Consider the following 14,315-nt stretch of genomic DNA (forward strand, 5'->3'; position numbering starts at 1 on the left):
TTCCCAACCGGCCCAAGATCGCCTCGAACAGTGCACAGCAGTGCGCACCCCAGGACGGAAAGTAAGGGGCACGAAAGCTTTGCATCTCTTACCTGTGGACGATTAGATTGGTGCACATGACACAGGCCCCCGCGCGCCGCCGAACCGGCCGGAGACAGCACGACCGAGAGATCGTCGCGCTGGCCGTGCCCGCCTTCGGTGCCCTCGTCGCCGAGCCCCTCTTCCTCATGGCCGACACCGCCATCGTGGGCCACCTGGGCACCGCCCAACTCGCCGGTCTCGGCATCGCCTCGGCCCTGCTGATGACCGCCGTGAGTGTCTTCGTCTTCCTCGCCTACGCCACGACGGCCGCGGTTGCCCGCCGCGTCGGAGCAGGAGACCTTCAGGCCGCCATCCGGCAAGGCATGGACGGTATCTGGCTTGCTCTGCTTCTCGGTGCTGTCGTGGTCGCCGTCGCGCTGCCGACAGCACCCCATCTCGTGGACCTCTTCGGTGCCTCGGACGCGGCAGCCCCCTACGCGATCACCTACCTGCGCATCTCCGTCCTCGGCATACCGGCCATGCTCGTGGTCCTCGCCGCCACCGGGGTCCTGCGCGGCCTGCAGGACACCAGGACTCCGCTCTACGTCGCCATCGCCGGCTTCGTCGCCAACGGCGCCCTCAACGCCGGGCTCGTCTACGGCGCCGATCTGGGGATCGCCGGTTCCGCGTGGGGCACCGTCATCGCCCAGTGCGGCATGGCCGCGGTCTACCTCGTGGTGGTTCTGCGAGGAGCGCGCAAGCATGGTGCCTCGCTGCGCCCGGACGCCGCCGGGATCAGGGCGTCCGCGCAAGCCGGTGTGCCCCTGCTGGTGCGCACCCTGTCGCTGCGGGCGATCCTGATGATCGCCACGGCGGTCGCCGCCCGTCTAGGTGATGCCGACATCGCCGCCCACCAGATCATCCTCTCCCTGTGGAGCCTGCTGGCCTTCGCCCTCGACGCCATCGCCATCGCTGGGCAGGCCATCATCGGTCGCTACCTCGGAGCCGGTGACGCCCAGGGCGCCCGGGACGCCTGCCGTCGCATGGTCGAGTGGGGCATCGCCGTCGGGGTCGTTCTCGGGGTTCTGGTGGTCATCAGCCGACCGGCGTTTTTGCCCCTGTTCACCAGCGACCCGGCGGTCAAGGATGTGGCACTGCCCGCCCTGATCATCGTCGCTCTCTCTCAGCCCATTTCCGGCATCGTCTTCGTCCTGGACGGAGTCCTCATGGGTGCCGGCGACGGCCCTTATCTGGCCTGGGCCATGCTGATCACTCTGGCGGTCTTCACGCCGGTCGCTCTGCTGGTCCCGGTACTGGGCGGTGGTCTCACCGCCCTCTGGGCCACGATGACGCTGATGATGACGGTGCGCATGCTGACCCTGTGGCTTCGCACCCGCTCGGGCCGCTGGATCGTAACGGGCGCGACCCGCTGACCGTTTCACGTGAAACGCTGCCTGTTTCACGTGAAACACGGTGTGCTCCACAGAAGGCGGTGTTTCACGTGAAACACCGCGTGCTGTTCGGGAGGCACCAATCCGAGAGACACGCATGGGGCCGCACCCCGGAGGGTGCGGCCCCATGGCTTACTGCTTCAGCGCACGCGGCACTCAGGCCGCGACGACCTCGATGTTCACCTTCGCGGCAACCTCGGGGTGCAGACGCACGGACGTCTCGTGAGCGCCCAGCGTCTTGATCGGCGAGCCGAGCTCGATGCGGCGCTTGTCGACCTCGGGGCCACCGGAGGCCTTGATCGCGGAAGCGATGTCGGCCGGGGTGACGGAGCCGAAGAGACGACCGGCGTCGCCGGAGCGAACGGCCAGACGGACCTTGACGCCCTCGAGCTGGGCCTTCACAGCGTTGGCCTGCTCGATGGTCTGGATCTCGTGGATCTTGCGAGCACGACGGATCTGCTCGACGTCCTTCTCGCCACCCTTGGTCCAGCGGATAGCGAACTTCCGCGGGATCAGGTAGTTGCGAGCGTAACCGTCCTTGACGTCGACGACGTCGCCCGCGGCACCGAGGCCGGAGACCTCGTGGGTGAGGATGATCTTCATGAGTCGGTCACCCTTCCCTTATCGCGCGGTGGAGGTGTAGGGCAGCAGCGCCATCTCACGGCTGTTCTTCACGGCCGTGGCGACGTCACGCTGGTGCTGCGTGCAGTTGCCGGTCACGCGGCGGGCACGGATCTTGCCGCGGTCGGAAATGAACTTCCGCAGCATGTTCGTGTCCTTGTAGTCCACGTACGTGACCTTGTCCTTGCAGAATGCGCAGACCTTCTTCTTCGGCTTGCGCACAGGCGGCTTCGCCATGGTGTTTCTCCTGTGTGATCAAGAAGTGTGGGTGCGAACCCGCCCTTAGAAGGGGGGCTCGTCCGAGTAGCCGCCGCCACCGCCGCCGCCGGAGTTTCCACCCCAGCCGCCGCCACCGCCCTGGTTGCCACCGGCGGGAGCGCCGGTCGCCCACGGGTCGTCGGCGGGAGCGCCGCCGCCCTGCTGACCGCCACCGGGGCCGCCGCCCCAGCCGCCGCCACCCTGGGCGCCGCCACCGCCGCCGTAGCCACCCTGGCCACCCTGTCCACCACGGCCGGTGGTCTTGGTGACCTTGGCCGTGGCGTTGCGCAGGCTGGCGCCGACTTCTTCGACGTCCAGCTCGTAGACCGTGCGCTTGACACCCTCACGGTCCTCGTAGGACCGCTGCTTCAGCCGGCCCTGCACGATGACGCGCATGCCTCGCTGGAGCGACTCGGCGACGTTCTCCGCCGCCTGACGCCAGACCGAGCAGGTCAGGAAGAGGCTCTCGCCGTCCTTCCACTCGTTCGTCTGGCGGTCGAAGGTGCGGGGGGTGGACGCGACACGGAACTTCGCGACCGCCGCACCGGAGGGGGTGAAGCGCAGCTCGGGGTCGTCGACAAGATTGCCGACGACCGTGATGACGGTCTCGCCTGCCATGGGGGAACCTCTCGGCGGGTTTGCTCTGGCTGCTTGCTACTCGAATCCCGGGATCAGCTGAGCTGGGAAGCTCAGTGGGTCTCGGGGCGGAGGACCTTGGTCCGGAGGACCGACTCGTTCAGGTTCATCTGGCGGTCGAGCTCCTTGACGACCGCAGGCTCGGCCTGCAGGTCGATGACCGAGTAGATGCCCTCGGGCTTCTTCTTGATCTCGTACGCGAGACGACGACGGCCCCAGGTGTCGACCTTCTCGACCTTTCCGCCGCCGTCACGGACGACAGAGAGGAAGTTCTCGATCAACGGAGAGACAGCGCGCTCCTCGACCTCGGGGTCGAGGATGACCATCACCTCGTAGTGACGCATGTGGAACCCACCTCCTTTGGACTCAGCGGCCACGGTCGTTCCGTGGCAGGAGGGTTGTGATGCGTAGGCAACGGTATCGGCCACCACTGACAATCGGGGTTCTGGAGAGAAGCCCCTGCCGTGACATGGGCAGACACCGGTGCGGACGGTACAGAGTACCCGCACAGCGGCTTGCGGTTGAAATCCGGCCGCCGGGGCAGCCAATCTGTACACATCGGGTGTGTATGGCGCTACGATGCGCCGCCTTTCGCAGGAGGTGCCCTATGGCACAGGCATTGCGACCCAACACCGCCGGCGGTCTCTTCGCCACGGACGGCAAACCCCACCCCCTCCAGGACACCCTGCTCGCGGTGACCCTGGTCCTGGGCCTCTTGTCGTTCCTCACGGCGATCATCGACGAAGACCTCCACCTGCTCAGCTCCTGGGCCGGCCTGGTGGGCATCCTCACGGGTGCGTACGGCCAGTGGATCTCGGAGACGACCCGGGAACGCTTCGGCCTGATCCTCGGCCTGGGCGCATCGGGGGTCGGTTTCTTCCTGGGCATGGCGCACGGCGGTCTCATCGGCTGACGCCAGGACACCCCCTCAGCTGAACACCGGATCACGCCCCGGCCGACCTCGGGCCGGGGCGAAGGTCCCGTACGCCCAACCGGCGCGCTCCCAAGGCGCAGTAGGCTTCGCGCGAGAGCCGGAGCCCCTGTACCCATGGGGACACACCAGCCCGAGGAGCGCCCCTAAATGAGCCTGACCCTGAGGACCATCAGTCGCGAGCAGCATCTGGCCTACATCCAGAGCCTGCCGTCGGCGAGCCACATGCAGGTCCCGGCCTGGGCTGACGTCAAGGCGGAGTGGCGCTCCGAGAACCTCGGCTGGTTCGACGACCGCACCGGCGAGATGGTCGGTGCCGGCCTGGTCCTCTACCGGCAGCTCCCCAAGATCAAGCGCTACCTCGCCTACCTGCCCGAGGGCCCGGTCATCAACTGGTTCGCGCCGAACCTGCAGGAATGGCTCGAACCGATGCTGGCCCACCTCAAGCAGCAGGGCGCCTTCTCCGTGAAGATGGGCCCGCCGGTGATCATCCGGCGCTGGGAAGCCCCCTCCATCAAGGCGGGCATCCAGAACCCGGACGTGAAGCGGCTGCGTGACATCGAGGCCGACCACATCGAGCCGCGCGCCTTCGAGGTGGCCGACAAGCTGCGCCGCATGGGCTGGCAGCAGGGCGAGGACGGCGGCGCCGGCTTCGGGGACGTCCAGCCCCGCTACGTGTACCAGGTGCCGCTGGCGAACCGCTCCCTGGAAGAGGTCCACAAGAACTTCAACCAGCTGTGGCGCCGCAACATCAAGAAGGCCGAGAAGGCCGGCGTGGAGGTCGTCCAGGGCGGCTACCAGGACCTTGAGGAATGGCAGCGGCTGTACGAGATCACGGCCGTGCGCGACCATTTCCGGCCGCGCCCGCTGTCGTACTTCCAGCGCATGTGGACGGCCCTCAACACCGAGGACCCCAACCGCATGCGGCTGTACTTCGCGCGGCACAACGGCGTGAACCTGTCGGCCGCCACGATGCTGATCGTCGGCGGGCACGTCTGGTACTCCTACGGTGCCTCCGACAACATCGGTCGCGAGGTCCGGCCCTCGAACGCGATGCAGTGGCGGATGCTGCGCGACGCCTACGCGCTCGGCGCCACCGTCTACGACCTGCGCGGCATCTCCGACTCGCTGGACGAGACCGACCACCTCTTCGGCCTGATCCAGTTCAAGGTGGGTACCGGCGGCCAGGCGGCCGAATACCTCGGCGAGTGGGACTTCCCCCTGAACAAGCTGCTCCACAAGGCGCTCGACATCTACATGTCGCGCCGCTGATGTCCCGTTCAGTGCTTCTATACCCCTGATACACGGCAACCGCCGATACACGGCACCGCGAGAAAGGTTCCAGGTCCGGCCATGGCGCTCACGCTCTACGTCGACACCGCGCGCTGGCGTGCGCACCACAAGCACGTGCAGGAGCAGTTCCCGGGTCTCGTACCGGTCTGCAAGGGCAACGGCTACGGCTTCGGACACGAGCGGCTGGCGGAGGAGGCCACACGGCTTGGCTCGGACGTCCTCGCCGTCGGTACGACGTACGAGGCCGCCCGGATCAAGGACTGGTTCGGCGGGGACCTGCTGGTGCTGACGCCGTACCGGCGGGGCGAAGAGCCGGTACCGCTGCCGGACCGGGTCATCCGCTCCGTCTCGTCGATAGACGGTGTGTACGGCCTGGTCGGTGCCCGTGTGGTGATCGAGGTGATGTCCTCGATGAAGCGGCACGGCATCAGCGAGCAGGACCTGGCGCAGTTGCACGCGGCCATCGAGAACGTCCGTCTGGAGGGCTTCGCCATCCACCTGCCGCTGGACCGCACCGACGGCTCGGACGCCGTCGAGGAGGTCATCGGCTGGATGGACCGGCTGCGTGCCGCCCGGCTGCCCCTGCACACCATGTTCGTCAGCCACCTCAAGGCCGAGGAACTCGCCCGGCTTCAGCAGCAGTTCCCGCAGACCCGCTTCCGGGCCCGCATCGGCACGCGGCTGTGGCTGGGGGACCACGACGCCACGGAGTACCGCGGGGCGGTCCTGGACGTCACGCGCGTCGCCAAGGGCGACCGTTTCGGCTACCGGCAGCAGAAGGCGGCCTCCGACGGCTTCCTGGTGGTCGTGGCGGGCGGTACGTCGCACGGAGTGGGTCTGGAGGCCCCCAAGGCGCTGCACGGCGTCATGCCGCGCGCCAAGGGCGTCGCCCGCGCCGGACTCGCGACGGTCAACCGGAACCTTTCTCCGTTCGTCTGGGGGGGCAAGCAGCGCTGGTTCGCGGAGCCACCGCACATGCAGGTGTCGATCCTGTTCGTGCCGGCGGACGCGCCCGAGCCGAAGGTCGGCGATGAGCTGGTCGCTCATCTGCGGCACACCACCACGCAGTTCGACCGGATCATGGACCGCTGACCGTCAGGGTCGTCGACTCTCGCAACGCAGCAAGAAGGCCGTACACGGCTTCCCGTGTACGGCCTTCGACGTGTCCCGGCTGCGGCGTCACGCGCCGTTCGCTCAGAGCGAACCGCTCGTAGCGCCCGGCCTGCCCCAGTCGACCGGCGGCCCGTCGAACTGGGCGGCCGCATGCCGCCGGGGACGTGCCGCCGGACCGAGGACGAAGACGTCCTCGGCTCCGTCGAGCACCCCGCCCGAGGGATCGTCGCCACCGGACCGCCGCACCGGATCCCGCTCCGGCAGGAAGATGTCACGCACGACCATCACGCACAGGTACAGCGTCCCCAGCAGATGCAGGGCGATGGCCCAGTGGTACCCGTCGGTCGGCAACCCCTTGTGAGCGTCTCCACTGGTCGTGTACGCGAGGTACAGCCAGATCCCCAGGAAGTACGCCACCTCGCAGGCCTGCCAGATCAGGTAGTCCCGCCACTTCGGCCGCGCGAGGGCGGCCAGCGGAACCAGCCACAGGACGTACTGCGGCGAATAGACCTTGTTGGTGAGGATGAACGCTGCGACGATCAGGAACGCGAGCTGGGCGAACCGCGGGCGGCGCGGGGCGGTCAGTGCGAGCGCTGCGACAGCCGCACAGCACGCCAGCATCAGCAGTGTGGCCAGTGTGTTGACTGTGTCGGTGCTGAGCGGGTCGTCCGAGTTCTGGGCCATGATCAGCCAGAAGGAGCCGAAGTCGACACCCCGTTCCTGGCTGAAGGTGTAGAACTTCGACCAGCCCTCGAACGCGAAGAGCATCACCGGCCCGTTCACGACGACCCAGGCGGCGGCGGCGCCACCCAGAGCCGTCCCGAACGCCCGCCATCTGCCCGCGCGCCAGCACAGCACCATCAGCGGCCCGAGGAGCAGGAACGGGTAGAGCTTGGCGGCCGTGGCGAGCCCCAGCAGCACGCCGAAGGCGAGGGAACGGCCACGTGACCACATCAGCATCGCGGCGGCCGTCAGAGCGACCGCGAGCAGGTCCCAGTTGATGGTCGCCGTCAGCGCGGCGGCGGGCGCCAGGGCGACGAGCAGACCGTCCCAGGGACGCCGGGCGTGGGTACGCGTCACGCAGACGGCGATCACGGCAGCACACACCATGAGCATTCCGGCGTTGACCATCCAGTACCACTGCTCCTGGAACTGGATGGTGCCGCTGCCGGGCGTGAGCCAGGAGGCGACCTCCATGAAGACACCGGTGAGCACCGGGTACTCCAGGTACTGCATGTCGCCGGGGAGCCTGTCGAAATACGGCACGAGCCCGTCGGCGAAGCCGCGCCCCTGGTAGAGGTGCGGGATGTCCGAGTAGCAGGCATGCGTGTACTGGGAGCTGGCACCGAAGAACCAGGCGCCGTTGTAGCAGGGCGCCTTCTGGACCAGTCCGAGGGCGAACATGCCGATCGCCACCAGCGCGATCACCCGCACGGGGGTCCACCAGGACGCCCCGAGCAGGGCACGCCGCCCGAGCGGGCCGCCGATCAGCTCGCTGCCGGCCGCGGCGACCTCGTCCTCCTTGGTCGGCCGCACCGGGTCCGGCTCATGGACGCTCGCTGGCGTCGATTCTGCACTGGGCATGCCGCACATCCTGCCGTACGCGTCTGGGAATACGCCGAGGGCCGCCGCACCCAAAGGGGACGGCGGCCCCTGTTTCACGTGAAACGCCCTCGCGTTTCACGTGAAACACCCAAGCCGGGCGATCTGTCAGCGGCGGTTATCCCTCAGGGCCTCCGAAGATGCCTCCGTTGCCGTTGCCTCTATTGTTGCCGCCACCATCCAGGTTCGTATCGGTTGGCGTGGGCTCGGTGGACGCCCCCCCGTCTGTGCCTCCGTTACCGGTGCCGCCATTCTGCGCGCCACCGTCCTCCTCACAGCCGAAGAACCCACAGGTGTCACTCGGCGACGGCGACGGGGTCGAGCTCTCCGTGGGCGTGGGGCTCGGAGACTCGGTCACGGTCTCGCTGGGCTCCACACTGGGCGTCGGGGTCGGCGACGGAGCACCCACCGCGTCCTGGATCTCACCGATCTTCTCGGCCTCCGGGAAGCCGAGGTCGGGCTTGTCCTTCAGTGCGGCCTTCATGTACTCGGTCCACACCAGCGTGGGCACGTCACCACCGTGGATGGACTTCTCACCGGCGGTGCCGTTCATGGAGAGCAGCTTGGCGCTCTTGGGGTCCTCACGGAACATCGCGACCGAGGTCGACAGCTGCTGGGTGTAGCCGACGAACCAAGCCGACTTGTTCTCGTCGGTGGTACCGGTCTTGCCGGCCGCCGTACGGCCCAGGGGGAGCGCCTTCGTGCCCGTACCGTTCTGGATGACGTTCTCCAGAGTGTCCGTGACGTTGTTGGCCACGTTCTCGGGCATCGCCCGCGTGACCCTCGGCGGCTCGAAGCCTTCGATTTCCTGACCGTTGAACTTGACGCTGGTCACCGAGTACGGCGCGGCCTGCTTGCCCGCTGCGGCGAACGTCGCGTAGGCGTCGGCCATACGGATCGCACTGGGAGTCGACGTACCGAGCGCGAAGGACGCGTTGAGCTCGGCGAAGCTGCCCTCCAGGATGCCGGCCTTCTCGGCCACGTCGGCCACGTTCTTCATCCCCACGTCCATGCCGAGCTGCACGAACGGCGTGTTCACGGACTGCTCCATCGCCTTGCGCAAGGTGATGTAGCCCCAGGGGTAGTCACTCTCGTTCTCCTGGAAGAACGGCGTGTTGTCCTTCTTCAGGACGTAGGTGCCGTCGTTCTTCCTGACCTTGAGATGGTCGTTGCCGTTGTACTTGCTCAGCGGCGAGACCCCGACTCCGTCGCTCTTGTACGTGCCGTGCTCCATCGCCGCCGCGAGTACGAACGGCTTCCACGTCGAACCGACGGGGACACCCGATGTGTCCGCGTTGTTGTTGAAGTGGCCGTTCTCGTACCCGGCGCCGCCGTAGAGCGCGACGATCGCGCCGTCGTTGGGCTTCACCGACGCCGCACCGAACTGGACGTGCTTGTCCAGCTCGCGGTTCTTCGGGTCGAGCTTCTCCTTCTCGATCTTCTTGACGGCCTTCGCCAGCGCCTCGACGTTGGCCTTCTTGAAGGTCGTCTTGATCTGGTAGCCGCCCTGGTCGAACTGCTTCTCCGAGATGTTGGAGTGGTTCAGGACGTACTTCTTGGCCGTGTCCGCCAGGTACCCGATCTGGCCGGACATGCCCTTGGACGCCTTGCGGCCCTGGAGCTTGGGGAAGTTCTTGATCGCCTCTTGGTACTGCTGGTCCGTGATCCTCTTGTCGTTGTGCATCTGCTCGAGGATCCAGCTCCAACGGGCCTTGGCGCGCTTGGTGTTGGCCGTCTTGGTCGCCGAGTTGTCGATGCCCTCGTTGCCCGCCGGGTCGTAGTAGGTCGGGCCCTTGAGCAGAGCCGCGAGGAAGGCACACTCGTTCGGCTTGAGGTCCTCCGCTTCCTTGCCGAAGTAGGTCTGGGCTGCGGCCTGGATGCCGTAGGCGCCTCGGCCGTAGTACGAGGTGTTGAGGTAGCCCTGGAGGATCTGCCCCTTGCTGAACTTGGTGCCCACCTTGATGGAGATGAACATCTCCTTGAACTTCCGGGAGACCGACTGCTCCTGGGTCAGGTAGGTGTTCTTGACGAACTGCTGGGTGATCGTCGAACCGCCCTGCGTGTCACCACCGCGGGCCATGTTCGCCAGGGCGCGGGCGATACCCATGGGGTCGACGCCCTTGTCCTTGTAGAAGGTCTTGTTCTCGGCCGAGATCACCGCCCACTGCATGGCTTTGGGGATCCGGTCGATCGTGACGTTCTGCCGGTTCTGGCCGCTGCCCGCCGCGACCATCTGGGTGCCGTCTTCCCAGTAGTAGACGTTGTTCTGCGACAGGGCCGCCGCGTTCTCCTCGCTGGGGACGCCCACCATCGCGTAGCCGATGCCCGCCACGGCCACCAGGCTGCCGAAGAAGCCGATACACAGTCCCGAGACGAGCTTCCAGGACGGCATCCAGCGCTGCCAGCCGTACTTGCCGGCGCGCGGATAGTCGATCAGCCGCTTCTTGTCGGGAACAGCGGCCACGCGTCCTCTGCCCCGGCCGGGCCCGTTCGGGCCGCCGGGACCTGCTCGTCGGCCGCCTCGGGTCGGTTCGGCCGCTCTCCGGCGGCCTCCACCCGTACTTCTCTGCGCCGCACGCCGGGCCTCGGCACGGCCGCCGTACTGACGCTCCTCACCCCCCGAGTCGTAGGAGTCCGACCCATAGGACTCGGACGGAGACCCGGTGGCGCCTCGCGGTGCCGCGCGGCGGCCGGAGGACGAGCCGGACTGGCCGCGTCGGGCCGCGGCACGTCCGCCTCCCTGCGGCTGCGGCGGTTTGCGACGGTGCTCGCTCATCGAACGACTACTCCTCGGGCAGGCGCACCCCTGCGCGCCTGGAAACGGCGGCTGGTTTCCGGTCCCCCCGAAGTACGGATGCGGTCGGCTCCGCATTCATCGGTCCCGCATGCACCCGTACTACACCGCAGACGACGACGCTCTCAGGCGTCACTCGGTTCCCGGTGATGTGCATGGCGCACAGACTACGCACCGCCAAAACCTGCCGAGCCCCGAAGTTCACCTCAAATCAGGCAACTCGCATCCGATGAATCGGTGATGTGACCCCGTTCACCCGACCCCCTCTTGTCGCATCCGGAAGGCCGTTCTATCGTCGTGATGTATCGAGTCGATACATCAGCTCGACACATCGGCCCGACACATCGGACTGATACATGCGCACCGCGGCGAGAGGAGGCGACGATGAGCCGGCGTTCCGGGATCCTCGAGTTCGCCGTACTCGGCCTGCTCCGCGAATCTCCGATGCACGGCTATGAGCTGCGCAAACGGCTCAACACATCACTGGGCGTCTTCCGTGCGTTCAGCTACGGGACGCTCTACCCCTGCCTCAAGACGCTGGTCGCCAACGGCTGGTTGATCGAGGAAACGGGGAACACCACCGAGGACGCCCTCGCCGCCCCCCTCGCCGGGCGTCGCGCCAAGATCGTCTACCGGTTGACGGCGGAGGGTAAGGAGCACTTCGAGCAGCTGCTCTCGCAGACCGGGCCCGACGCGTACGAGGACGAAACCTTCGCAGCCCGTTTCGCCTTCTTCGGGCAAACCTCACGCGATGTCCGCATGCGCGTACTGGAGGGCCGTCGCAGCCGGCTGGAGGAGCGGCTCGAGAAGATGAGCGCTTCCCTGGCCCGCACCCGGGAGCGCCTCGACGACTACACGCTCGAGCTCCAGCGCCACGGGATGGAGTCCGTGGAGCGCGAGGTGCGCTGGCTGAACGAGCTCATCGAGAGCGAGCGGGCGGGGCGGGACCTCAAGGGTCCGGCCACCGGGGAGCCCGTTTCGCGTGACACCACATCTGGAGCGTCGGGCGACCTGCCCCGGCCGGGGGGCGACCCCCGGCCGGATTCGCCCGACGACACCGCCACGTGAGAGCCCACTCAGGGCCTCACTCGTACACACAGGGAGCAACCGGAATGGGTTCGGTTCGCGTAGCCATCGTCGGTGTGGGCAACTGCGCCGCATCGCTGGTACAGGGAGTCGAGTACTACAAGGACGCCGACCCGGCGTCCAAGGTGCCGGGCCTGATGCACGTCCAGTTCGGCGACTACCACGTCAGCGACGTCGAGTTCGTCGCCGCCTTCGACGTGGACGCCAAGAAGGTCGGCCTCGACCTGGCGGACGCCATCGGCGCCTCCGAGAACAACACCATCAAGATCTGCGACGTGCCCAGCACCGGTGTGACGGTCCAGCGCGGCCACACCCTCGACGGCCTCGGCAAGTACTACCGCGAGACCATCGAGGAGTCCGCCGAGGAGCCGGTCGACGTCGTCCAGACCCTCAAGGACCAGCAGGTCGACGTCCTCGTCTGCTACCTGCCCGTCGGCTCCGAGGACGCGGCGAAGTTCTACGCCCAGTGCGCCATCGACGCCAAGGTCGCCTTCGTCAACGCCCTTCCGGTCTTCATCGCCGGCACCAAGGAATGGGCGGACAAGTTCACCGAGGCGGGCGTCCCGATCGTCGGCGACGACATCAAGTCCCAGGTGGGCGCCACCATCACGCACCGCGTGATGGCGAAGCTGTTCGAGGACCGGGGCGTCATCCTGGACCGCACGATGCAGCTGAACGTCGGCGGGAACATGGACTTCAAGAACATGCTCGAGCGCGACCGCCTCGAGTCGAAGAAGATCTCCAAGACGCAGGCCGTCACCTCCCAGATCCGCGACCGCGAGCTGGGCGAGGGCAACGTCCACATCGGCCCGTCCGACTACGTCGCCTGGCTGGACGACCGCAAGTGGGCCTACGTCCGCCTCGAGGGCCGTGCGTTCGGCGACGTCCCGCTGAACCTGGAGTACAAGCTCGAGGTCTGGGACTCCCCGAACTCCGCCGGCGTCATCATCGACGCCCTGCGCGCCGCGAAGATCGCCAAGGACCGCGGCATCGGCGGCCCGATCCTGTCGGCGTCGAGCTACTTCATGAAGTCCCCGCCCGTGCAGTACTTCGACGACGAGGCCCGCGAGAACGTCGAGAAGTTCATCAAGGGTGAGGTCGAGCGCTGACGCGCCGCAACCAGTCGCTCCTGCCAGGGCTGTGAGGGTCCCCGGGTCGTACGACCCGGGGACCCTCCCCATATGTGAGGCTGTGCCGCATGGCCGTCGTCCGTGACCTGCGCGTCCTCCTGCGCTTCCAGGGCTTCCGGCGCCTGCTCGCCGTGCGCCTGCTCTCCCAGGGTGCCGACGGCGTCTACCAGGTCGCGCTCGCCGCGTACGTGGTCTTCTCCCCGGAGAAGCAGACCTCGGCGGCCGCGGTCGCCTCCGCGATGGCGGTGCTGCTGCTCCCGTACTCCCTCGTCGGCCCCTTCGCCGGTGTCCTGCTGGATCGCTGGCGGCGCCGGCAGGTGCTGCTGTTCGGCAGCCTGTTGCGCGCCCTCCTGGCCTTCGCGACGGCCCTGCTGATCCTCAGCCCGGCTCCGGACTGGCTCTTCTATGTCTCGGCGCTGTGCGTCACCGCGGTCAACCGCTTCGTCCTGTCGGGCCTGTCCGCCGCCCTGCCGCGCGTCGTCGACGCCGACCGCCTGGTCATCGCCAACTCCCTCTCCCCGACAGCCGGAACGCTGGCGGCGACCGCGGGCGGCGGCCTCGCCTTCGTCGTGCGCCTGGTGGTGGCGGACTCGGACGCCGCTGTCGTGCTCGTGGGAGCGGGGCTGTATCTGTGCGCCGCCCTGGCATCGCTGAGCATGGCGCGAGAACTCCTCGGACCGGACCGGCCCTTGGCGCGCGAGCGGATCGGAACGGCTCTCACGGACACCGCCCGTGATCTGGCGGCAGGCGTACGCCACCTGGCCGCTCCGCAGCGCAGGGAGGCTGCCTGGGCGCTCGTGGCGATGTCGTTGATGCGGTTCTGCTACGGCGCCCTGCTGGTCATGCTGCTGATGCTGTGCCGGTACGCCCTCACCTCGACCACGGACGACGGACTCGCCCTGCTGGGCTTGGCGTTGGGCGTCTCGGGCGCCGGATTCTTCGCGGCGGCCGTGGTGACGCCCTGGGCTGCGGGGCGGCTCGGGCCCGGCCGCTGGATCGTCGTGTGCGCCGGCGCAGCGGCACTGCTGGAGCCCGCTCTCGGGCTGCCGTTCGCCACCGCCCCGCTGCTGGCCGCGGCCTTCGTCCTGGGGCTGACCACCCAGGGCGCGAAGATCGCCACGGACACCGTCGTCCAGTCCTCCGTCGAGGACGGCTTCCGTGGCCGGATCTTCTCGGTCTACGACGTCCTCTTCAACGCTTCCTTCGTCGGCGCGGCCGCCGTGGCCGCCCTGATGCTGCCTCCGGACGGCCGATCCGTGCCCCTGGTGATCACGATCGCCGTTACCTACGCGGCAGTAGCTGTGACTATGGCCCGGTTTGGCCGTCAGTAAGTGTCACATCAATGACACAGAGCCATTTCCGGCTACTGCGTTGTCAGT

General features: G+C 67.7%; 13 protein-coding genes. 7 read left to right on the forward strand and 6 right to left on the reverse strand.

The features are described from left to right. Positions 1 to 116 precede the first annotated feature (116 nt). A complete protein-coding gene (locus AB0E85_RS04405; RefSeq protein WP_361922254.1) occupies positions 117 to 1,454 on the forward strand; it encodes an MATE family efflux transporter in 1,338 nt (445 codons plus the stop codon). Positions 1,455 to 1,628: 174 nt separating this feature from the next. Here AB0E85_RS04405 and rplI read toward each other — a convergent pair whose 3' ends face one another. From rplI to rpsF, 4 genes are all read right to left on the reverse strand, one after another. Beyond that, complete coding sequence (rplI, locus tag AB0E85_RS04410) at positions 1,629 to 2,075, reverse strand: 50S ribosomal protein L9 (protein WP_033309881.1); 447 nt, start codon at positions 2,073 to 2,075, stop codon at positions 1,629 to 1,631. An 18-nt stretch (positions 2,076 to 2,093) separates the two neighbouring features. Next, positions 2,094 to 2,330, reverse strand: a complete 237-nt coding sequence (rpsR, locus tag AB0E85_RS04415) for a 30S ribosomal protein S18 (RefSeq protein ID WP_003949403.1) — start codon at positions 2,328 to 2,330, stop codon at positions 2,094 to 2,096. A gap of 45 nt (positions 2,331 to 2,375) precedes the next feature. Continuing rightward, positions 2,376 to 2,969, reverse strand: a complete 594-nt coding sequence (locus AB0E85_RS04420; RefSeq protein ID WP_361922256.1) for a single-stranded DNA-binding protein — start codon at positions 2,967 to 2,969, stop codon at positions 2,376 to 2,378. A gap of 71 nt (positions 2,970 to 3,040) precedes the next feature. Continuing rightward, positions 3,041 to 3,331: a 30S ribosomal protein S6 gene (gene rpsF, locus AB0E85_RS04425; protein ID WP_030847098.1), complete on the reverse strand. Its 291-nt coding sequence runs from the start codon at positions 3,329 to 3,331 to the stop codon at positions 3,041 to 3,043. A gap of 263 nt (positions 3,332 to 3,594) precedes the next feature. Here rpsF and AB0E85_RS04430 point away from each other — a divergent pair, with 263 nt between their 5' ends. From AB0E85_RS04430 to AB0E85_RS04440, 3 genes are all read left to right on the forward strand, one after another. Then, positions 3,595 to 3,900: a hypothetical protein gene (locus AB0E85_RS04430; protein WP_107456497.1), complete on the forward strand. Its 306-nt coding sequence runs from the start codon at positions 3,595 to 3,597 to the stop codon at positions 3,898 to 3,900. A gap of 168 nt (positions 3,901 to 4,068) precedes the next feature. Next, complete coding sequence (femX, locus tag AB0E85_RS04435; protein ID WP_351631819.1) at positions 4,069 to 5,190, forward strand: peptidoglycan bridge formation glycyltransferase FemX; 1,122 nt, start codon at positions 4,069 to 4,071, stop codon at positions 5,188 to 5,190. Positions 5,191 to 5,271: 81 nt separating this feature from the next. Next, on the forward strand, positions 5,272 to 6,303 hold the full coding sequence (locus AB0E85_RS04440; protein ID WP_030847092.1) for an alanine racemase: 1,032 nt from the start codon (positions 5,272 to 5,274) through the stop codon (positions 6,301 to 6,303). Between the two features lie 102 nt (positions 6,304 to 6,405). On the opposite strand, the gene AB0E85_RS04445 is transcribed toward AB0E85_RS04440, so the two are convergent. After that, a complete protein-coding gene (locus tag AB0E85_RS04445; RefSeq protein ID WP_361922259.1) occupies positions 6,406 to 7,917 on the reverse strand; it encodes a glycosyltransferase 87 family protein in 1,512 nt (503 codons plus the stop codon). A gap of 127 nt (positions 7,918 to 8,044) precedes the next feature. Continuing rightward, entirely contained in the window at positions 8,045 to 10,318 is a 2,274-nt protein-coding gene (locus AB0E85_RS04450; RefSeq protein WP_361922394.1) for a transglycosylase domain-containing protein, read from the reverse strand. A 786-nt stretch (positions 10,319 to 11,104) separates the two neighbouring features. On the opposite strand from AB0E85_RS04450, the gene AB0E85_RS04455 reads away from it, so the two are divergent. The 3 genes from AB0E85_RS04455 (at position 11,105) to AB0E85_RS04465 (ending at position 14,267) form a co-directional block, all read left to right on the forward strand. Further along, entirely contained in the window at positions 11,105 to 11,788 is a 684-nt protein-coding gene (locus AB0E85_RS04455; protein WP_361922261.1) for a PadR family transcriptional regulator, read from the forward strand. Between the two features lie 44 nt (positions 11,789 to 11,832). Further along, positions 11,833 to 12,915, forward strand: coding sequence for an inositol-3-phosphate synthase (locus AB0E85_RS04460; protein ID WP_361922263.1), 1,083 nt, complete (start codon positions 11,833 to 11,835; stop codon positions 12,913 to 12,915). Between the two features lie 89 nt (positions 12,916 to 13,004). Beyond that, complete coding sequence (locus AB0E85_RS04465) at positions 13,005 to 14,267, forward strand: MFS transporter (RefSeq protein ID WP_361922265.1); 1,263 nt, start codon at positions 13,005 to 13,007, stop codon at positions 14,265 to 14,267. Positions 14,268 to 14,315: the final 48 nt, after the last annotated feature.

This window comes from Streptomyces sp. NPDC029044 (assembly GCF_040637495.1).
GTDB lineage: Bacteria > Actinomycetota > Actinomycetes > Streptomycetales > Streptomycetaceae > Streptomyces.